The sequence below is a fragment of the Arcticibacter sp. MXS-1 genome (genome assembly GCF_041902385.1).
In the GTDB taxonomy this organism is placed as follows: domain Bacteria; phylum Bacteroidota; class Bacteroidia; order Sphingobacteriales; family Sphingobacteriaceae; genus Arcticibacter.
In genome coordinates this window covers 668802-688559 of record NZ_CP169244.1, presented here as the reverse complement: position 1 = coordinate 688559, position 19758 = coordinate 668802, and the positions used below count along the sequence as shown (strand labels likewise).

Here is a 19758-nt window from a genome sequence, read left to right as displayed (position 1 = left end):
AAATTATTCGGCAACAGGAGGATAACTCCTGCATGCTTCCTTTATTTTACAGCCTGAACCTGCGACCCGTCTACCAGGTTCACTTGTCCGCTCGTAATCACGATATCTCCTTCAGCCAGACCCTTTAATATTTCTACGCGATCCCCTATTATCCGGCCTGCTGTTACGTTGCGCTCCCGCGCAGTATTTTTCTCCAGCACATAGACCTTATTGCTGTTAACACTTCCCGCGAATGCTGTCCTCGGTACTGTTATCATGGGTTGTTGTGCCGGCAGATCGAATGTGGCAGTGCCGTACATGCCGGCCTTCAGCTGATTTCCCGTATTGTTAGACACCTGTACTTCCACCGGGAAGTTGAGGTTTGCATCAGCCTTTGCTGCAATGAAACTGATGCGGCCACTAAAACTACGGTCAGGGAAAACATTCGACGTGATCTTCACCTGATCGCCCACTTTCAGGTTAACAACCTGGGCTTCGTTGGCGGTCACTTTCAGCTTTAACTTCGATAGATCGACAATCTCGAACAGCTGAGTGCCGGGAGATACGTAGGAACCTTTTTCAATCAGTCTCTTATTGATCACTCCTGATATAGGCGCCTTAATATCTGCGTCGCTTGCCTTTCTTTTGGCTGTCTGTAAGCGCGCCTGTGCGTTTCTCAGATTGAGACGCTGCGCGTCCACCTGCTGCTGGGTGACACCTCCCGTCTTGAATGAGCTTTCGTAACGTTCAACATCCCTGAGTGCGTTCTGGTAGTTTGCCTGAGCCGCCTGAGTTTCAACTTCCAGCAGCTCGTCATCGATCCTAGCCACCACTTGTCCTTTGGAAACCCGGTCTCCTTCGTCGACTGAAATTCGTGTTACTCTTCCGGAATTTTCAGCAAGCAGACTGAGGTCCTGGTTCGCTTCAAATGTTCCATTTGCGGTGAAGTCAAGATCTATATCGCTCTTTTTTGCTGTCTCTGTTTTTACGGCCACCGCCCCGGAGCTTCCCTCAGCAACAATGGCTGTTTTTGCCTGATTTTTCTTTTTATTGTTTTGCAGTATCCAGCCGATCAGAACCAATGCGACGATGACTGAAATTACTGTTATAATAGTTCCCTTTTTCATTAGTTTAATAGTGATTTAATGTTCCCGTTAGATTTCAATAATTGTATTTCGGCAAGTTTATAGTTTAAGAGAGCCTGAGTGTAGCTGTTTTGTGCAGTTACAAGTGAGTTTTCAGCATCCAGGAGGTCGGTGAGGGTAGCTAGCCCGTTATTGTAATTGTTCTGCGTACTGGTATACACCTCCTGTGCCAGCCGCATATTCTCTTTCTGCTCGTTGATCGTCTTCACGCTGTTTTCAATTTGCCTTCTTGCATTATCATTCGCCATCTTAAGCGACTGAGTCGTATTTCTGATATCTTCTCTGGCTTTAAGCACGTCAATCTCGGCTTGTTTTACTCTTGATCTGCGGGCGAAGCCATCGAAAATAGGAACACTTAAATTGACTGTGATTGCTGAGGCCTTCGCCCATAGCGTGCTGCCATCATTTTTGAACATGTCAAATTTGTTTCCGAAACCAGTGTAAAGAAAGTTGGTATTGAAAGACAGCTTAGGGATGTACTCAGCCTTCCGGGCGTCCCTCTGATACCCCAGGAGCTGTTCCTGTTTTCTTAGCAACTGATACTCCTTTAAATTTTCAATGTTTAATTCCTCGGCAAGGGCAGAGGCCGAAGTAGCTATCTTATTTAACTCCGTCTGCGGAATGTCGAGCTTCGTTTCAATGGGCATGCCCATATAGAACTTTAAAAGATTTTCCTGCTGCGTCAGGGCGTTGGACAGCTCGAGCCTCTGAATTTGAGAATTCGTGAGGCTTACCTTAATTCTGTCAACATCAATCTTCCTTGCAAGCCCGTTTGAGAACTGATTTGTAATGATCTTCTGGGATTTCTCAAGAGTATTAATATTTGAATCTAATACCGCCATCTTTTCGCGTGTCACCAGAAGCTGATAATAGGCAGCGGCTACCTGCTGGAGGATGTTTTCCTCACTTAACCCTGTCGCCAGGTTGTAGTATTCCTCACCAGCCTTGGCAGCTTTCAAACCGGTAAATACCGACTGGTTAAATAGCTGCTGGCTAAGCTGTACCTGAGCAGAGGTATTGTATTTTTGTGAGAATGCAACAAGAACGTATTCACCGGGACGGCCAAGAATTTCTCCGGGGAGAGGCGTTTTCTGGATAATCAGGTTGTCTGAAATGCTGCCCGATCCTGTAATTTGTGGCAGGGCCTGCGACCGCGCTTCGGTGGTCTTCGCTTTTCCCGCTTCAATATCAAGCCTGGCCTTTTTAACTGTTTCGCTATACTTGAGTGCGTAGTTCAAGGCATCTTTAAGAGTCAGAGGTCCTGTCTGCGCAGTGGCTTTTTGTCCAATCAGGACAAAAAGAACCATTGATAGTGTTAGGAGTTTATGTTTTAATTGAGTCATTGCTATTACTAATTCTTTATAACTGTAGTTTGAGTTTGAGAACTCGGTCAGGTTACACTTTGCATGTCTTTTTATCGTCTGAGCTTAAGCCGCGCAAAAAGACATCTGCAAGTTCCCTTTGTCTTTTAACGATCATCTCAAGTTGCGCGCTTTCCGGAAAAATGCTCTTTTCTGCTCTTGAAATCACCCATTGTGTGAGGCCTGTAAGCGAATCAAGGAACAGAGCACTCATCTTCTCGGGGTCAGATGTGCTTACTTCTCCTGCTATCAGGGCCGCTTTAATTACTGATGCAACAATTTGTATCTCTTGCAGTCGGGCGTTTTGAAGGGTTTCCGCACAATTGACCCTGACAATAGCGTCGGCCGACGAGTCGGTGAGGTGCATCATAAAGAACTTCTTCAGGAAGTCCCGCCGGAAGTCGATGATGATAAAGAAGGCCTCCTTCAAACCTGAAGCAGTGGTTAGCCGCTCTTCCAGCGCATTAAAATAATCGCTGGAGATCTTTTCTACTACTGCTACGATCAGGCTGATCTTGTCGGGGAAGTAGTAGTAAAGTGACGGCTGCGTCACAGCTATATCGTCCGCTATCTCGTTCATGGTCGTCTTCTGAATACCAAAATGAGAAAAGCGCCTGATTGCACTTTCAATAATCTGTTCCCTTTTCTTATCAGTTTCACTCATTCTAGATTTTGACTTTTTTAATAATTTAGTCAAAACTAGGACCAAAAACTTACAATGACAAGAAAAGTTGAAAAAAGTGGGAAAATAGACGAAATGAAGCGGTCTTAAGCTTCCTGCCAATGTTTCAAGCCATTAAGGAAGATCTGACCTAGCTTCTGTTGTCGTTTGAGAATTATGTCAAATTGTTCCTTTTCCGGAAAGAATGGCCGGGCGTGAGTTTTCAGTTCGTTGAATACGATACCGCCCAAAGCATCCATTAACAACAAGGCCGTTTGCTGCGGGTCGCTGACTTGTAGTTCGCCAGTACGGACTCCTTTCTCGAGTATCGCGGTAATAATTCCTATTTCAGACTGTTTAGCTTTTCTAAACATAGAAGTAAGTTCTTCAGGAAGGTCTGTGCCGGTAATTTTTGTGAAGTCTAAGAGGTTGTAATATTTGCTGATAAAGTCGCCTCTTTTCTGAAGGAATAAGGCAAGGGCTTCCTGGCTGTTTCCGCTGCTTGCAGTTCCTCTTTTCAGTTCCCTATCCATCGAGCTTATAATAGAGCCAAGGACAGCGCAATACAGGCTTATTTTGTCTGGAAAATAATAATATAAGAGTGCCTTTGATAATGAGAGATCATTGGCGATCTCTGTCATGGTAGTTTTGGATAGTCCAAAATGGGCAAAGCGTTTTAGCGCAGCATCAATGATCAGTTCTTTCTTTTTGTCCTGGTTTTCCACTAGTCAAAAATATAGTTTTATTTTCTTTTAAGCCCTTGTAAAATACTGATTGTGCTGATCTGTTTTAATTTTATTACAGATAGTAGTTTTTAAAATACGAAATTCGCCACGTAAAAATTCTTAAGATGCTGCAAATAACGGAGAATGTTTCCTTAAGGCAATTCAATACGTTCGGAGTAGAAGCAAAGGCGCGCTGGTTCGTTGAAATTAACTCGGAAGAGGATTTATTTCAGCTCTTCTCAAACGAAAGATGGCGGACTGTGCCCCGCCTGGTGCTGGGAGGGGGCAGCAATATCCTGTTCACACGTGACTACGAAGGGCTGGTTGTGAAAATAGGCATAAAGGGCCTAAAGTCAACGATAGAAGACAATCAGGTATTTGTCACTGCAGGAGCAGGAGAGGTTTGGAATACGTTCGTTCAGTACTGTGTTGAGCGAGGTTTTGCCGGCGTCGAAAACCTCAGTTTAATTCCGGGATCCGTTGGCGCCTCACCGGTTCAAAACATCGGCGCCTATGGCGTGGAAGTAAAGGATGTGTTCTATTCCTGCCGGTTTTTCGATGTCTCTACCGGACAGATCAAGGTTTTTTACAAAGATGACTGTCGCTTTGATTATCGTGATAGTGTTTTTAAAAGGGATTTAAAAGGGAAGGGGATCATCACCGAAGTCACGTTTAAACTGTCTACTGCCCCCTCTCTTAATACGAGTTATGGAGCCATTGTTCAGGAGCTTCAGAGGCGCGGTATTGAGCATCCAGGCATAAAGGAAATTTCTGAAGTTGTTTCTTCTATCCGCGTGGCGAAGTTGCCCGATCCCGGAACTATCGGTAACGCCGGGAGCTTTTTCAAGAATCCGGTGATCTCTGAAGAACAATTCGGACAGCTACAGTCTGCTTTTCCAGACATAGTACACTTTTGTCTACCAAATAGTACAGTAAAACTAGCCGCCGGATGGTTGATTGAACAGTGCGGGTGGAAAGACAGAAAAAATAATGATGCAGGCACTTGGAAAAATCAGGCTCTAGTTATTGTTAATTATGGAAATGCTACAGGATCAGAACTTTATGCTCTTTCATCGCAGATTATCGCCGATGTAAACCAGCGGTTCGGAGTGACACTTGAGCGGGAAGTGAACATCATTTAGCTGCCTTTGAAGTTAAATCTGTATTAATTTTTCGCCCTTTCTTACCATTGTTGTAGTCATTTCGGGGATTTAGCATAGTTGTTGCAACGTTCTAAGCAAGTTCGTTTATGAAAAACAAACTGATTGCTTAAACAAATAATGTAACAATCACCCTTAAAATCCTTTAAAGATGACTAAGATCGAATTCAACACAATGGTTATGCGTCAGGCTAGTTCACTTAAGATGTATGCTCTACATTTTACACACGATGCAGATGATGCAAATGATCTGGTTCAGGATACTCTGTTGAAGGCTATTACCTATTATAATAAGTTCAAAGAAGGTACTAATCTTAAAGGCTGGTTGTACACGATTATGAAAAACACATTCATCAACAACTACCGCCGTTTTGTTAAGATCAGTTCTTTTGTGACCAAATCTGATGAGATATCCTCTGCTAACCTTGTGTTCAGCTCTACAAAGAATCAGGGCGAATCAAAATTTGTAATGGACGACATTAAACTTGCGCTTGGCAAGCTTCCCGAAGAATATTATGTTCCTTTCAGTATGTACTTCGAAGGTCATAAATACCACGAGATCGCCGATTATCTCGCTATTCCAATCGGTACAGTAAAAACCAGGATCCACGTTGCACGTAAGCTGCTCAAGAAGAGCCTGAAGCCATACGACAACGGTGTTAAAAAGCCTGTATACGCAGAGCTCGACTAATCAGCCCCTTTTCTAAACTCATCATACTTAAGCCACCGGGTGCCCGCCCGGGGCTTTTTTTGGCTTCCATTCTTTTTAATCCCCCCGACCCGGCTTTCAAAGCTGGAAATTTTCGATTATGTTTGTAGCATAGGCCGTACAATGTAAGTACGCCTCCCGGGGACTACATGCTTAAACTTGACGAGATTAAAAAACCGATAGAACGCGAGCTTGACGATTTCGAAGAGAAGTTCAAATCTTCTATGAAAAGCTCGGTTCCGCTTCTCGATCGTATAACTCACTACATAGTGAAGCGAAAGGGAAAGCAAATCCGACCGATGTTTGTCTTTTTTTCCGCCAGTCTCTGTGGAGGGATTGCCGAGGCAACTTATAGGGCGGCTACTTTTGTCGAGTTAATCCACACTGCCACACTTGTACATGACGATGTTGTCGACAACTCAAGCGAGCGAAGAGGCTTCTTTTCGGTCAACGCCCTATGGAAAAATAAAGTTGCAGTTCTGGTAGGCGATTATCTTCTTGCCACCGGCCTTCTGGTAGCGCTTAATAACGACGATTTTAACCTGCTGAAGATCATTTCCGACACCATGAGGGAGATGAGCGAGGGGGAGTTGCTTCAAATGGAGAAGGCCAGAAGACTGGACATTAGTGCCGATGTCTATTATGAGGTGATCAGGCAGAAGACAGCCACGCTTATTGCCTCATGCTGTGCATGTGGAGCCGCTTCGGCAGGCGCAGATAAAGAAACCGTTGCTCGTATGAGGCTTTTTGGAGAAAAGACGGGCATGGCCTTCCAGATTAAAGATGATCTCTTTGACTTTGGCACCGACGACGTAGGGAAACCTCTTGGTATTGATATCAAAGAAAAGAAGATGACCCTGCCATTAATCTACGCACTCAGTAAAGTATCTACCAGAGAAAAACAACGAATCATTAATTTGGTTAAAAACCACAACGAGGACACTGAAAAGGTTTCCGAAATCATTCATTTTGTAAAGAATACCGGAGGATTGGCCTACGCTGAGATGCAGATGCTGCGTTTTCAGGACGAAGCATTCGAGATACTCAGGCAGTTCCCCGAGAACGAAGCCAGGCATGGCCTGGAAAAATTAGTACGGTTCACCACGGAACGAAAAAAATAAGATGTCAAGCGAAGTAATATTTTTTGGAGGATTTATTTTATTTATAATCCTGATGCTCTCTATTGACCTTGGTCTTTTTAACAAGAAGGACCATGCTGTCAGCTTAAAGGAAGCGGCCATAATGAGTGCCGTCTGGGTCTCTTTTGCCATCGGATTTTATTTTCTCTTGTTAACAGAAGGCCATAAGCTGCACGGGATAGAAAATTTTGACAGGCTGGCGTTTATTACGAAAAAGCATCTTCATAATATTCAGCTTAATCCTTCCGATTTTGCAGGAAGTTTGCAGACTTACCGGCAGAATCTTGGACTTGAGTTTCTTACCGGGTATCTCATTGAATATGCTCTTTCTGTTGATAATATCTTTGTAATGGTCCTGATATTCAGTGCCTTCTCTGTGGAGCCCAAATATTATCACAGAGTGCTTTTCTGGGGGATAGTAGGCGCAGTTTTAATGCGTTTCCTGTTTATTTTCCTCGGAGCTACCCTCATTAACCAGTTTACCTGGATCCTTTATCTTTTTGGTGCCTTCCTGGTTTATACGGGCATTATGATGTTCGTGAACAGAAATCAGGAAGAGAAGATAGATCCGGAGAATCATAAGGTAACCAAGTTTGCCTCCCGGTATTTTTCGATCTATCCGCAGTTCGCCGGAAACAGGTTCTTCGTGAAGAAAAACGGTAAAAAGTATATTACGCCTCTGTTCCTGGTCCTGTTAATCATCGAATTTACCGACCTCATCTTTGCTGTAGATTCAATTCCGGCCATCTTCGCCGTCACCAAAGATCCTTATATAGTTTTCTTTTCGAATATTTTCGCCATTCTAGGTTTGAGATCGATGTTCTTTCTGCTGGTGAACATTATTCACAAGTTTCACTATCTGAAGGTAGGACTCGCATTCTTACTTGTCTTTATCGGGATTAAAATGCTGGCACATGACTGGCTGAAGGCCTGGGGTTTCACCACTACCCACTCCCTGCTGATAATCGTATTTATCCTTACCACGAGTGTAGTTGCTTCCTTAGCATTTCCCAGGAAGCGGGTAAGAGCTCATAAGTAAAAAGGAAGCATCTCGGTGCTTCCCTTTGCTAAAAGCCGTTTGTCTTCATCATGGCAAGGATCTGGTCGACGTACTGACGTTCGTTGGCCAGGCGCGGTACTTTATGCTGGCCTCCCAATTTGCCCCTGCCCTTCAGCCAGTTATAAAACGTGCCTTCCTGTGCAATATGGACCACCGGTCGTCTTAACGCCATGTCTTTGAAGCGCTTGGCGTCATAATCTGAATTCAACTCCCTTAATGCGTCGTCCATGATGTCGGTAAAGGCTTCAATGTTTGACGGCTGCTGCTCAAATTCAATGATCCACTCATGCCCGCCCGCCTCGTCTTCATTGAAGTAGATCGGACAAGCGGTATAATCCCGGATAATTGCCCCGGTCTCTGCACAAGCTTTTGTAAGGGCCTTCTCCGCATTGTCAACAATAAGCTCCTCTCCAAAGGCATTTATAAAGTGCTTTGTTCTGCCCGTGATCTGAATACGGTAGGGCGATAGTGAGGTGAAGCGTATCGTATCGCCAATCATATACCGCCACATTCCCCCGTTGGTTGATATAATCAGCGCGTAGTTCTTGTTGAGCTCTACGTCGGCCAGGCCGAGGGTTTTAGGATTGTCTTCTCCAAAATGTTCCATTGGCAGGAACTCGTAGAATATCCCGTAATCGAGCATGAGAAGCATTTCTTCGGAGTTGGAGAGATCCTGAATCCCGAAGAATCCTTCGGATGCATTATAGGTTTCGAGATAATACATGGAGTCGGAGGGGATCAGCTTCCTGAACTGTTCGCGGTACGGCGTAAACTTTACCGCGCCGTGAATGTATAGTTCTAAATTAGGCCAAATCTCCAGAAGATCCTTCTTCCCGCTTATTTCCAGAAGGCGCTTAGCCAGCACGACCGTCCAGGTCGGAACTCCCGAAATACTCGTCACGTTGACCTCCATGGTGGCACGGGCCATCTTTTCAATCTTCTCCTCATAATTGTCCATCAGGGTAATGGACATATCAGGCGTGCGATAAAACTCCGCCCAGAAGGGAAGGTTCTTGATAAGCACGGCCGAAAGGTCGCCATAGTGGATACTTTCATTGAGGCTGTTAACCTGATGGCTCCCGCCGAGAGCCAGTGATTTACCGGTGAAGATGAGCGAGTCGGGCTTGTTGTTGCAGTAAATGGACAGCATATCCTTGCCGCCCTTGAAATGACACTCCTCCAGCGACTCAGCACTAACAGGGATAAATTTGCTTCTGTCGTTGGTAGTTCCCGACGACTTAGCAAACCAGTTAATCTCAGAGCTCCAGAGGATATTTTGTTCCCCCTTCATCATCCGTTCAATATACGGTTTCAGCGTATCGTATGTCTGAACGGGTACGTGCTGTTTAAACTGCTCCTGATTGAAGATCGAGTCGTAATTATGGAGTTTTCCCCATTCGGTATTACGCGCCGACGCAATCAAATTACGGAACACTTCATCCTGCACGTCATGGGGGTATTTGACAAATAATTCTATCTGGTGCATTCTTTTCTTCATGAACCAGGTGAAAATCGAGTTTACAAATGTCATGACGCCGAAGTGTTGCTGAATTTCTTTTGTCGGAGTTCGAAATGCTGGCCCAGATAAAACTTGCGGGCCATTTCGTTACTGGCAATTTCAGATGGGGTGCCCGTGAGCATGATTTTTCCTTCTGTAAGCAGGTATGCGCGGTCAGTGATGGAAAGCGTTTCCTGAACGTTGTGGTCTGTTATCAGAATTCCAATGTTCCGGTTCTTGAGTTTAGCTACAATCGATTGGATTTCTTCCACTGCAATAGGGTCCACACCTGCGAATGGTTCATCCAGTAAAATGAAATTAGGGTTCGCAGCCAGGGCCCGTGCAATTTCGGTCCTTCTGCGTTCTCCTCCGGAAAGCAGGTCGCCTCTGTTTTTTCTTACCCGGTGCAGACTGAACTCACTTAACAGCTCCTCCAGCTTCTCTTTTTGTTCGTTTTTCTTCAGGTTTGACATCTCGAGAACAGCAAGAATGTTGTCTTCTACGCTCAGCTTCCGGAATACCGATGCTTCCTGCGCCAGGTAACCAATGCCTTTCTGTGCGCGGCGGTACATAGGATCTGCAGTAATGTCCTCCGATTCCAGATATACATGGCCCTCGTTGGGCTTGATCAGCCCCACGATCATGTAGAAAGAGGTGGTCTTCCCAGCACCGTTCGGACCGAGCAGTCCAACAATTTCGCCCTGTTCCACGTGAAAAGACACGTCGTTTACAACCGTCCTTTGTTTGTATTTCTTTACAAGATGTTCTGCTCTAAGTATCATGTGTTATTGCTTATAAGCCAGCTCTGATTCCTTTAATGTTTAATTGAACCGAGCGCTTATCCTTCCAAACGTTTTCTTCAATAGTATAGCATATATCAAAAGGCAGGCCTTTTTGTACCAGCGGCAATTGCTCACCCAGGCCAAAGCCGATGCAGTCGAAAGCGGGAGATCCCTCCTGTCTGACCGTCATCTTAATATGATTGCTGCCCACAATCGATGCTGCCCCACAAACGTACACGTTTTTGCTGAGAAATACAGGGGTCTGATTTTGCGGGCCGAAAGGGGCGAACTGATTGAGGATGCGAAAGAACTTCCCGTTGATCCGGCCGAGGTTGAGCTCCGAGTCAATTCTGATCTCCTGGATCAGAAGCTGGTCAGGAATAGTCTGCGAAACGATCTCTTCGAATCTCTGCTGCAGGGCGGGAATATTCTCGGGCTTTAACGTTAAGCCTGCGGCGTACTTATGTCCTCCAAACTGTTCAAGCAGGTCGCTGCATCCGCATAGCGCTTCGTACAGGTCAAAGCCGCTTACCGACCTGGCAGAGCCAGCCACATGGCCATTCGACTGTGTCAGCACAATGGTCGGGCGGTAATACTTTTCTGTAAGCCTGGAGGCCACAATACCGATCACTCCCTTATGCCAGCTTTCATTGTAAACCACAGTGGTCTTCCGGCTCGTTAAAAGAGGATCCCCTTCAATCATTGCGAGTGCCTGCTCTGTTATAGAGGTGTCGTGTTCCTTCCGCTCAGAATTCTTAAGGTCAATCAGGAGACTTTGATTTTTAGCCGTCTCCCGGGTCGCTGCCAAAAGCAGGCTGACAGAATGCTTTGCATCGTCAATGCGGCCCGACGCATTGATCCGCGGTCCGATGGTGAAGACGATATCGGATATCGTGTAGTTTTTCTTGCCGCTAATCTCCATCAGAGCCGACAAGCCATGGCAGGGCGCTTCATTTAGCCGCTTCAAACCATGCCAGGCAAGTACCCTGTTTTCTCCTGTTACCGGCACGATGTCTGAAGCAATGCTCACTGCCACCAGATCGAGGTAGCAACAGATGCTGTCAAAAGAGATGTCGTTCTTTTGTGCAAAGGCCTGAATAAGCTTAAACCCGATTCCGCATCCCGACAGCTCTTTGTAAGGATAGCTGCATCCCGGTTGCTTCGGGTCTAATACAGCCACAGCTGCAGGTATGTCGTCGCCCGGCAAGTGGTGATCGCAGATAATAAAATCTATATGGAGGCTATTGGCATACGCAATCTTGTCAGCGGACTTGATTCCGCAGTCAAGGGCAATGATCAGCGATACACCATGCGCTGCAGCATAGTCAATGCCTTCTGTAGAAATCCCGTATCCTTCCTTGTACCGGTCGGGGATATAGTATTCGATCGAATAATGATACTTGCTGAAGAAATGATATGCCAAAGCGACCGCTGTTGTCCCGTCTACGTCGTAGTCTCCGTAAATCAGGATCTTCTCTTTAGCCATAAACGCTTTTTCAATACGCTCAATAGCCTGATCCATGTTTTTCATCAGGAAAGGATCATGCAATTCTGAGAGTTCGGGCCTGAAGAACGAGCGGGCGGCATCAAATGAAGTGATTCCACGGTTAACCAGGAGCACAGCGAGTACTTCATCTATGTTTAACAGATGTTCCAGTTCCTCTACAGCCTTCCGGTCTGTTACTTCATTTTCTACCCACCTTTTTTGCATATCTTTGTTTAGGTTAATGGGTAAATATACTACTAAATCTGTTATTTACCCGTTCATTCTTTGTAAGTGACTCATTACCAAACTGTATTTTTGACGTGAAAGTATATCCTCTTTTTGAAGGCTCGTATTCGGTTGATAAGACAAAAAAGTTCATCCCTTTTGATCCTGCTATACACAATCCGAAAGATCGTCCGGCTTCGCTGTTCGTATACGTGCAGCCTTTTTTAATTGACACAGGCAGCTCCCTCCTGGTTCTCGATACGGGGCTGGGCTATAAAAATGAAGAGGGTAAGCTGATCATTCATGAAAATATCAGAAAGGCAGGGTATGAGCCGCAAGATGTTGATATGGTGCTGATGTCTCATCTGCATTTTGATCATGCTGCGGGAATGATCTGTGACAATAACGGCACGATGGAGCTATCCTTCCCCAATGCCGAGTATGTTATCAACCGTAATGAGTGGGAAACAGCGTACAGCAGCCAGTCCAGTTCTTATCACACTGATATTTTTGACGTGGTTCAGCGGAGCGGAAGTATCCATTTCATTGAAGGGAATGGTCAGCTAAACGAACAGATCAGCTACGAAGTCACAGGAGGGCATTGTCCCTATCATCAGGTGTTTCTGATCACAGCAGGTGAGGAGAAGTGCTTTTTCGGAGGAGACATTTTGCCTGAGCCCGAGCAGTTGCTCCGGAAATTCAAGGCGAAATATGATTACGATGGAGCTCGTTCAATGGAGCTACGCGAGGAGTTTGGTCAGCTTGCAGCCCGGGAGAACTGGCTGTGTCTTTTTTACCATGCCAAAAGCGAGGCAATGGGAAGAGTAGAGTACGAAGATGGAGCATTCAGGGTAAAAGCAGAAAGCTAAGCGCATTCGCTTTCTGCCTTCTGCTTTTCGCCTTCCTAGCTTTTCTTGCCGGCCAGGTTGATATCGAGGATGAATTCGTCATCGATGGCTTTGTCGCCCAGTCCGCCGAAGATGCTGTTCGACCCGTATTTAACGTCATATTTCGTACGGTCAATTTTAACACCTTTTGCCACTGCAACTACGGCATTCCCTTGTCTTTTTACTACTGCCGGAAATGTCACCGGATGCGTTATTCCTTTAATAGTAAGATTGCCCGTGATAGTTGCCTGATCTTTACCTTTCATTGTAACCCTGGTAATGTTAAAGGCGGAAGTCGGAAACTTTTCCACTCCAAAAAAGTCGTCGTTTTTAAGGTGTCCTTCCAGTTTTTGGGCATATTCTCCCTGGAGGTCCAAGACTTTAAGAGTGGTCATGTCAGTAGTAAAAGATCCGCCCTGAAGTTTTTGCCCTGAGAAGGCTAGGCTTCCTGAAGATAGTTTTACGGTTCCGTTATGTTTCCCTGTTACCTTGCTCCCTACCCACTCAATTGATGATCTTTGCGTGTCGATTGTGAATGTCTCTGTTTGAACGGCTGGTTTAAATGCTGCAAATACAGCTAATGCTGCTAATAAAAATAATGATTTGATTTTCATGTTTTGAGTTTTACTACTGCAAAGGTAGATGTTCCTTTGAAGGAAAGATGTTTAAACGGATATTTTTCATAACTATGACAATCGCAGCTGGCTCTTTCTTTAAACTTCTTGCTCTTGTCTAGTGTTCATACCCATATGAGAGTGGATATACCGAGGGTTTTAAAATTTCGCATGAGAGTGCTGGTAGTTCTTCTTTTACTTGTCACCTCGTTCTCGTGTAAAGAGCAGTCGCAGATCAAACAGAGTTCGCCCCGTGATCTTTTTCCCGGACTTTTTGAGGCGGTTCAGTCGTCGCGGATCTTTGAGGATAGCAAGACTTTTACCGACTGTACTCCCAGAAGGGAGCCGGGCGAGATTCTGGAGGACTACCGAAAGCAGAAATCTTCGCAGGGCTTTAGTCTCCGTGATTTTGTTGAAGCTAATTTTGAGGTGCCTGAGCATGCTGGCAACGATTACAAGACCAACAGAACGGCAGGAGTGGAGGTTCATATCAATGAGCTGTGGGACGTTCTTACCCGCACTCCCGACAAGTACAGGCAGTACTCCTCGCTGATCGGTCTGCCATATTCTTACGTGGTGCCCGGTGGCCGGTTCAGAGAGATTTACTACTGGGACTCTTACTTTACCATGTTGGGATTGCAGGAGAGCGGCCGTACAGACCTGATTGAAAATATGGTGAACAACTTTGCCTTCCTGATCCGCACCTACGGCTTTATCCCTAACGGCAACCGGACATACTACCTCACCCGATCGCAGCCTCCGTTCTTTTCCCTGATGATCAGACTGCTGATTGAAAGTAAAAAAACAAAGGCAGATTCGATTTTAAAGGCCAACCGGGATGCGCTTGAAAAGGAGTATCGTTTTTGGATGGATAGTGGCAATAATACGCAGCAGGCGTCTAACCATGTGGTGAGATTACCCGATGGAACAGTATTGAACCGTTATTTCGATAAGGGTGACTGGCCCAGAGAGGAAGCATATAACGAAGACATCGGCACGGCTGTAGAAAGCAAGAGGAACAGAGCTGAGGTCTACCGGCATCTCCGTTCGGGAGCTGAGTCTGGCTGGGATTATAGCAGCCGGTGGTTTGCCGATGGCAGTACTCTTAAGACTATTCATACGACAGATATTATTCCGGTCGATCTCAATTGCCTGCTTTACCATTTGGAACAGTTGCTGGCAGAAGCTTATGGGCACGAGGGCGATAAGAAAGCCCAGGAATATATGAAGACACAGATGCGGAAAAGGAGAGACGCAATCCTTCGGCTTTGCTGGGATCCGCGTAGCGGCTGGTTCAAAGACTATGACTGGAAAAACAGCAGGCAAACCCCGGCCCTGACTCTTGCCGGAATGTATCCTCTCTACTTTAACCTGGCTAGTCAGGGGCAGGCCGACACAGTCTCTCAAGTGTTGCAGCAGCAATTTCTCAAATCAGGAGGCCTTGTTACCACGCTGAAAAGAACGGGGCAGCAATGGGATGCTCCTAATGGCTGGGCTCCGCTCCAGTGGATCGCGGTCAGCGGGCTTCGCAATTACAGAAAGGAGATGCTGGCAGGAGAGATCGCCACACGCTGGTGCAGGCTGAACGTTCGGGTTTTTGAAAAAACCGGTAAGCTGCTTGAAAAGTACAATGTAGCTGACAGCACGATCCAGGCAGGGGGAGGGGAATATCCTAACCAGGATGGCTTCGGCTGGACAAACGGCGTACTGCTTAAACTGCTGAGGACGAAGCTTGCCTCCGGAAATTAAACAGATTTAAATATCAGGCTGAGGAAATGATCGCATTGGCCTTTGAGTGCTGAGCTAGTATAAAATACGGTCATTTGAATAGGACGGCCAGGTGCTGCAGAAAAATCAGGGCTTTAACCTATTCCGAACATAAAAAAGGGCAGGCCTGGTTATGGCATGCCCTCTTCCCTTGTGGTAATAGTAAATCAGTCTTCCTCGTGGAACGGATAGCGGTAATCTTTTGCCGGAGAAAGGGTCTCCTTTATCGTCCTTGGAGAAACCCATCTGAGCAGGTTGATCATCGATCCGGCCTTGTCATTCGTACCCGACCCTCTTGCTCCGCCAAACGGCTGCTGTCCCACAACTGCTCCTGTACATTTGTCATTGATGTAGAAGTTGCCGGCAGAGTTCCTTAGCGCATAAGTAGCTTTTTCAATGACATAGCGATCTGTTGCAATGACAGCTCCTGTCAGGGCATAGATTGAAGTCTTGTCGATCACTTCCAGTGTCTTGTCAAATTCCTCGTCTTCGTACACGTGTACGGTCAGCACAGGACCGAAAAGTTCCTCGCACATGGTCACGTAATAGGGATCGCGGGTCACGATAATAGTGGGTTCAATAAAATAGCCCTTTGATTTGTCGTAGTTCCCGCCTGCGATCACCTCCAGCCTGTCATCAGCTTTTGCAGCATCAATAGCACTGGATAGCTTGTTGAACGACTTTTCGTCTATCACCGCGTTAATAAAGTTGCCAAAGTCCTCCACAGGCCCCACCTTCATTGTTTTCAGGTCAGCGAGTATCATTTCCCTCACTTCCGGCCATACTGACTGCGCGATATAAACGCGGGAAGCAGCTGAACACTTTTGTCCCTGATATTCAAAAGCACCTCTTACAATTGCCGTGCTGGCCACTTTCAGGTCCGCAGACTGATGTACCAGAATATAATCCTTTCCGCCAGTCTCGCCCACGATACGGGGGTAACTCTTGTACTTATGGATGTTGTTTCCGATGGTCTTCCAGATATCCTGAAATACAGATGTAGAGCCGGTAAAGTGAATTCCCGAGAAATCAGGATGGTTAAATATGACGTCTCCCGCTTCAGGCCCCGAAACATATACCAGGTTAATGACTCCGGCAGGGAGGCCAGCCTCCTGAAATACCTCCATGATCACTCTTGCTGAGTAAATCTGGGCATTAGATGGCTTCCATACCACTACATTGCCCATCAGCGCGGCCGACGCAGGAAGGTTTCCTGAAATAGCGGTAAAGTTGAAGGGGGTAAGGGCAAAGACAAATCCTTCAAGCGGACGTTGTTCTACACGGTTCCAGCTTCCTGAAGGCGACACGGGCGGCTGCTGCCCATAGATCTCGGCCATGTACTTCACGTTGAAGCGAAGGAAGTCAACCAGCTCGCACGCCGAATCAATTTCTGCCTGATATGCATTTTTTGATTGTCCCAGCATGGTGGCCGCATTGATCTTATAACGGTAAGGCCCTGCAATCAGGTCGGCCGCCTTCAGGAATACCGCAGCACGTTGTTCCCATGCCAGGGCTTCCCACGCTTCTTTCGCTGCAAGCGCTGAGCGGATCGCTTCTTCAACATGACTCTTGTCGCCCTGGTGGTACCAGCCGATCACATGCTGGTGGTTATGCGGCGGTCTTATTTCTACTTTCCTGCCTGTACGAACTTCTTTTCCCCCAATGTACATTGGAATGTCAGCTTGCTCAGAATATGCGGTAGAAATAGCCTCTTTCAATAAGGAGCGTTCCCGGGTACCCGGTGCGTAAGATAACACCGGTTCGTTTACCGGCACAGGTACATTAAAAAATCCCTTTGTCATAGTTCAAAGTATAAGATACAAAGATAACCAATAAATATCTTCCTTAAATCCCTAACCAGCGCTATAGCTTCCCGATGTGAAGCCGGTCCCCGTCTGCCACTGCTCAAAGCATACATGTGCGCTTCGGTCGCTCTGAAAATCCGTTCGCTGGAGATGCTGCCCTTTAATGTCATTCCTTTTGAATTCGGCATTTTCCCTTCAGGCCCGAGCGGTATGACGTCCTGCACTTACTTTTCCTCAGGAAGCCAGCCTTTAATGCTTCCAAAGATGTTCTTTAGCGAGTATGTTTTTGCTTCATTGGCCGTAAGCTGTTTAGACCAGCTTACCCGCTTGTTCGGCACAGCTCCAGGCCCTTTGCTCTGGTATTCGGCGTAGTAGGCGGTCTTCTCCTTGTCAGGGAACATTTTATCACCCTTCCAGGGATTCCAGCCCTCGGGCAGAATGTGCGGGCCCATCTCGGTTCGTATAAATACAGTCTTCGCGTAGGGGCGCCATGGTCTGCCCAGGTATACTTTTTTACCGCCGTATCGGCTACCAGCTTGCAGTCGAAGAATACATAGCCGAACCTCTGCCCCTCTCTCTGGGCTGAGGCTGTAATGTATGAGTCGCTAAGGCTTTTGATTGTGCAACCGCGAAATACGCAGGTGGCCTCGCCGAAGATGAAGTCAGTAGTACCTTCAATAAAGCAGTTTTCGTAAAACTGCCTGCTGTCCGATTTAGAGGTATATAGCGTGTCCTGGTTGCCAAGGATCCTGCAATTCCTGACAATTGCCCGGTCGCCTTCCACGTGCAGTGCCACAGCCTGCCCAACCCGGCCTGCAGTGTTCTCGATGGTCAGGTTTCCAAGTCGCACATCATTGCCCTGGATCAAAACGGTATAGGAAGTATAGGTTGAAAGTTTGCTTAATCCGTAAGCATCTTTCCCATCTGCTACTGCTTTACCTGAATAATCATTGCCGGTAATAATGGTGTTCTCCGCGCTTTCTCCGATCAATGTGATATTTGTTTTCCAGCTCGGGACAATCACTTTCTCATGATAAATGCCTTTCCTGACGTGGATCACCACCCGCTCCTTGCCCAGGTCTCTCACTGAGTTGACCGCTTCCTGTATTGTTTTATAATTTCCGCTGCCATCCTGTGCCACCGTAAGAACCGGCGGGTATTTTTCTTGAGCTATTGCCTTAAATGCAAATAAGAAAAGGAAAATAGTAAAAAGATAATTCTTGTTCATGATGCTGCAATATTAACGAAAATAGGACAAGTTGTTATATGGCAGGAAGGTTGTCTGCGTGTTAGAATGCATTGCCCGGGCTAAGCTGCTTTTGATAGCGATTTTTTTACTTCCTGTTGAAAGATAAATTCACATATTTACCGATCAGTCAAGCATTGCTCAAATTCACCTGCACTTAAATGCCGATCTATGGAATTTACAATGGAAGCACTTTTAAAATTCAGTTTCTTGTTTCTGCCCGTATTGCCAGCTGTTTCTGTAGCGCAAAAACCGAAACAGATCTTCATTTCAAACCCCTCATCCATTGTAAGGACCGATGAACTGGTAGTCCTGAAGAGGGAGCAACTCGAACAAAAGCTGGGAGAAATTGCCAGGGGGCGCTATATTAGTTTAAAGACCGGCGCCAATGTGCCGGTTATTTTGCAATTTGACGATCTGAACCGCGATGATAAGTGGGATGAAGCCGTCTTTTTATACTCATTCAAGCCCAGGGAAAAAGCAGGGTTTCAGCTTTCTTTGGTCAGCCGTATGGCGGGCAAAGCACTAGTTCGGGCGCATGTACGGCATAAGCGTAAATTGCAGGATGATATGTTCGGGCCTTCCCTGGAGCGCGACAGCATTCCGGCGGGGCAACCGAGTACTGACTTCAGTAAGCAGAAGCTGCCACCATTTCTGACAGAAGGGCCTGCATGGGAGAATGACAAAGTTGGTTTTCGTATTTACTTTGACCAGAGAAATACCAAAGATATCTGGGGAAAGACTACTCCAAAGATGGTGCTTGATCAGGTTGGCGCAGATCCTTCCGTTAGTTATCACCACCTCGACAGCTGGGGCATGGATATTCTCGCCGTAGGAAAGTCACTCGGAGCAGGTTCGCTGGCCTTATCCATGCCTGTGCCGGGCAAAAGAGACTCGCTGATCCGACTGGGAGGTCAGAATATGGGACCGGTTTTCTACGAGAAGCTGGCTGACGGACCAGTGAGAGCGCTGTTCCGCATGCACTACCCGCGCTGGAATGCGCTCGGCAATGGCAATTTGCTCGACCTTACCGAGGAGATCAGTATCTGGGGGGGCAGTATTTTTATGAAAGCAGGATTACCGTACGCAACGCTCCGGCCGAAGCTAAGCTCGTAACAGGAATCGTGAATCTCAACAGTAAGAAGTCTGTCCCGCTAGCAGGCCATGGAGTTCAGGGCATTTACACGTTCGACGTTCAATCTGAAAATAAGGATCATCTTGGAATGGCCGTTCTCACGCCTTCCCTGTTCTGCGACGGTATTGGTACTACTCCGAACGAAGGTACAGATGTAAGGAATACGTATTATGTAGGCATGAAGCTATCGCCTGCTGCGCCTTCGCAATTTCGTTTTTATTCAGGCTGGGAAAGAAGCGACCGGCGCTTTTCAAGCGAAAAAGACTTCAGCAGCTTCATTCAGCAGGAGGCCGCCAAATACGGACAGCCCCTGACCATTAGCTGGTAAAAGAATGACCATTTTTAATTAAGCGTGCAGACGCATGGTTCCTGAC

At 46.5% G+C, this 19758-nt stretch carries 15 protein-coding genes and 2 pseudogenes; 7 read left to right on the top strand and 10 right to left on the bottom strand.

Going from position 1 to position 19758, the window contains the following annotated elements; genetic code table 11:
• Nucleotides 1-41: 41 nt before the first annotated feature.
• The 4 genes from ACES2C_RS02900 to ACES2C_RS02885 form a co-directional block, all read right to left on the bottom strand.
• Complete coding sequence (locus ACES2C_RS02900; RefSeq protein ID WP_374165519.1) at nucleotides 42-1106, bottom strand: efflux RND transporter periplasmic adaptor subunit; 1065 nt, start codon at nucleotides 1104-1106, stop codon at nucleotides 42-44.
• Entirely contained in the window at nucleotides 1106-2431 is a 1326-nt protein-coding gene (locus ACES2C_RS02895) for a TolC family protein (RefSeq protein ID WP_374165518.1), read from the bottom strand. The genes ACES2C_RS02900 and ACES2C_RS02895 overlap by 1 nt, the downstream gene beginning before the upstream one ends.
• An 88-nt stretch (nucleotides 2432-2519) precedes the next feature.
• On the bottom strand, nucleotides 2520-3149 hold the full coding sequence (locus ACES2C_RS02890) for a TetR/AcrR family transcriptional regulator (protein WP_374165517.1): 630 nt from the start codon (nucleotides 3147-3149) through the stop codon (nucleotides 2520-2522).
• Nucleotides 3150-3253: 104 nt separating this feature from the next.
• A complete protein-coding gene (locus ACES2C_RS02885) occupies nucleotides 3254-3871 on the bottom strand; it encodes a TetR/AcrR family transcriptional regulator (RefSeq protein WP_374165516.1) in 618 nt (205 codons plus the stop codon).
• A 125-nt stretch (nucleotides 3872-3996) separates the two neighbouring features.
• Here ACES2C_RS02885 and murB point away from each other — a divergent pair, with 125 nt between their 5' ends.
• The 4 genes from murB to ACES2C_RS02865 all read left to right on the top strand — a co-directional run bounded on the left by murB (nucleotide 3997) and on the right by ACES2C_RS02865 (nucleotide 7918).
• Nucleotides 3997-5013: a UDP-N-acetylmuramate dehydrogenase gene (gene murB / locus ACES2C_RS02880; RefSeq protein ID WP_374165515.1), complete on the top strand. Its 1017-nt coding sequence runs from the start codon at nucleotides 3997-3999 to the stop codon at nucleotides 5011-5013.
• 169 nt (nucleotides 5014-5182) lie between these two features.
• Nucleotides 5183-5722 (top strand): sigma-70 family RNA polymerase sigma factor, encoded by a 540-nt coding sequence (locus ACES2C_RS02875; RefSeq protein WP_374165514.1) that lies wholly within the window; start codon nucleotides 5183-5185, stop codon nucleotides 5720-5722.
• A gap of 167 nt (nucleotides 5723-5889) precedes the next feature.
• The gene (locus ACES2C_RS02870; RefSeq protein WP_374165513.1) at nucleotides 5890-6861 is read left to right on the top strand and encodes a polyprenyl synthetase family protein; all 972 of its coding nucleotides are present in this window, start codon (nucleotides 5890-5892) and stop codon (nucleotides 6859-6861) included.
• A 1-nt stretch (nucleotide 6862) separates the two neighbouring features.
• On the top strand, nucleotides 6863-7918 hold the full coding sequence (locus ACES2C_RS02865; RefSeq protein ID WP_374165512.1) for a TerC family protein: 1056 nt from the start codon (nucleotides 6863-6865) through the stop codon (nucleotides 7916-7918).
• 28 nt (nucleotides 7919-7946) lie between these two features.
• Here ACES2C_RS02865 and ACES2C_RS02860 read toward each other — a convergent pair whose 3' ends face one another.
• Genes ACES2C_RS02860 through recJ form a run of 3 tightly spaced genes read right to left on the bottom strand, consistent with a single transcriptional unit; the run spans nucleotide 7947 to nucleotide 11930 of the window.
• Nucleotides 7947-9470: a GH3 auxin-responsive promoter family protein gene (locus ACES2C_RS02860; RefSeq protein WP_374165511.1), complete on the bottom strand. Its 1524-nt coding sequence runs from the start codon at nucleotides 9468-9470 to the stop codon at nucleotides 7947-7949.
• Nucleotides 9467-10219 carry an LPS export ABC transporter ATP-binding protein gene (gene lptB, locus ACES2C_RS02855; RefSeq protein WP_374165510.1) on the bottom strand — a complete coding sequence of 251 codons (753 nt, stop codon included), beginning with the start codon at nucleotides 10217-10219 and terminating at the stop codon, nucleotides 9467-9469. Before lptB ends, ACES2C_RS02860 begins: the two co-directional genes overlap by 4 nt.
• A 10-nt stretch (nucleotides 10220-10229) precedes the next feature.
• Nucleotides 10230-11930: a single-stranded-DNA-specific exonuclease RecJ gene (gene recJ, locus ACES2C_RS02850; protein ID WP_374165509.1), complete on the bottom strand. Its 1701-nt coding sequence runs from the start codon at nucleotides 11928-11930 to the stop codon at nucleotides 10230-10232.
• 95 nt (nucleotides 11931-12025) lie between these two features.
• Here recJ and ACES2C_RS02845 point away from each other — a divergent pair, with 95 nt between their 5' ends.
• Nucleotides 12026-12799, top strand: coding sequence for an MBL fold metallo-hydrolase (locus ACES2C_RS02845; RefSeq protein ID WP_374165508.1), 774 nt, complete (start codon nucleotides 12026-12028; stop codon nucleotides 12797-12799).
• Between the two features lie 35 nt (nucleotides 12800-12834).
• Here ACES2C_RS02845 and ACES2C_RS02840 read toward each other — a convergent pair whose 3' ends face one another.
• Nucleotides 12835-13431: a YceI family protein gene (locus ACES2C_RS02840; RefSeq protein WP_374165507.1), complete on the bottom strand. Its 597-nt coding sequence runs from the start codon at nucleotides 13429-13431 to the stop codon at nucleotides 12835-12837.
• Between the two features lie 135 nt (nucleotides 13432-13566).
• On the opposite strand from ACES2C_RS02840, the gene treF reads away from it, so the two are divergent.
• Nucleotides 13567-15180 (top strand): alpha,alpha-trehalase TreF, encoded by a 1614-nt coding sequence (gene treF / locus ACES2C_RS02835; RefSeq protein WP_374165506.1) that lies wholly within the window; start codon nucleotides 13567-13569, stop codon nucleotides 15178-15180.
• 185 nt (nucleotides 15181-15365) lie between these two features.
• Here the strand turns inward: treF and pruA are convergent, their stop codons facing one another.
• Both pruA and ACES2C_RS02825 read right to left on the bottom strand, forming a co-directional pair.
• A complete protein-coding gene (pruA, locus tag ACES2C_RS02830; protein WP_374165505.1) occupies nucleotides 15366-17000 on the bottom strand; it encodes an L-glutamate gamma-semialdehyde dehydrogenase in 1635 nt (544 codons plus the stop codon).
• Between the two features lie 227 nt (nucleotides 17001-17227).
• Nucleotides 17228-18231 (bottom strand): annotated as a pseudogene (locus ACES2C_RS02825) (pectinesterase family protein).
• Between the two features lie 189 nt (nucleotides 18232-18420).
• On the opposite strand from ACES2C_RS02825, the pseudogene ACES2C_RS02820 reads away from it, so the two are divergent.
• A pseudogene (locus tag ACES2C_RS02820) lies at nucleotides 18421-19712 on the top strand (DUF4861 domain-containing protein).
• The last annotated feature ends 46 nt before the right edge of the window (nucleotides 19713-19758 follow it).

What these genes read in the sequence shown, in the direction of transcription:
- ACES2C_RS02900 (WP_374165519.1), bottom strand. Translation starts at nt 1,106, where the DNA reads ATGAAAAAGGGAACTATTATAACAGTAATTTCAGTCATCGTCGCATTG.
- ACES2C_RS02895 (WP_374165518.1), bottom strand. Translation starts at nt 2,431, where the DNA reads ATGGTTCTTTTTGTCCTGATTGGACAAAAAGCCACTGCGCAGACAGGA.
- ACES2C_RS02890 (WP_374165517.1), bottom strand. Translation starts at nt 3,149, where the DNA reads ATGAGTGAAACTGATAAGAAAAGGGAACAGATTATTGAAAGTGCAATC.
- murB (WP_374165515.1), top strand. Translation starts at nt 3,997, where the DNA reads ATGCTGCAAATAACGGAGAATGTTTCCTTAAGGCAATTCAATACGTTC.
- ACES2C_RS02875 (WP_374165514.1), top strand. Translation starts at nt 5,183, where the DNA reads ATGACTAAGATCGAATTCAACACAATGGTTATGCGTCAGGCTAGTTCA.
- ACES2C_RS02870 (WP_374165513.1), top strand. Translation starts at nt 5,890, where the DNA reads ATGCTTAAACTTGACGAGATTAAAAAACCGATAGAACGCGAGCTTGAC.
- ACES2C_RS02865 (WP_374165512.1), top strand. Translation starts at nt 6,863, where the DNA reads ATGTCAAGCGAAGTAATATTTTTTGGAGGATTTATTTTATTTATAATC.
- ACES2C_RS02860 (WP_374165511.1), bottom strand. Translation starts at nt 9,470, where the DNA reads ATGACATTTGTAAACTCGATTTTCACCTGGTTCATGAAGAAAAGAATG.
- lptB (WP_374165510.1), bottom strand. Translation starts at nt 10,219, where the DNA reads ATGATACTTAGAGCAGAACATCTTGTAAAGAAATACAAACAAAGGACG.
- recJ (WP_374165509.1), bottom strand. Translation starts at nt 11,930, where the DNA reads ATGCAAAAAAGGTGGGTAGAAAATGAAGTAACAGACCGGAAGGCTGTA.
- ACES2C_RS02840 (WP_374165507.1), bottom strand. Translation starts at nt 13,431, where the DNA reads ATGAAAATCAAATCATTATTTTTATTAGCAGCATTAGCTGTATTTGCA.
- treF (WP_374165506.1), top strand. Translation starts at nt 13,567, where the DNA reads ATGAGAGTGGATATACCGAGGGTTTTAAAATTTCGCATGAGAGTGCTG.
- pruA (WP_374165505.1), bottom strand. Translation starts at nt 17,000, where the DNA reads ATGACAAAGGGATTTTTTAATGTACCTGTGCCGGTAAACGAACCGGTG.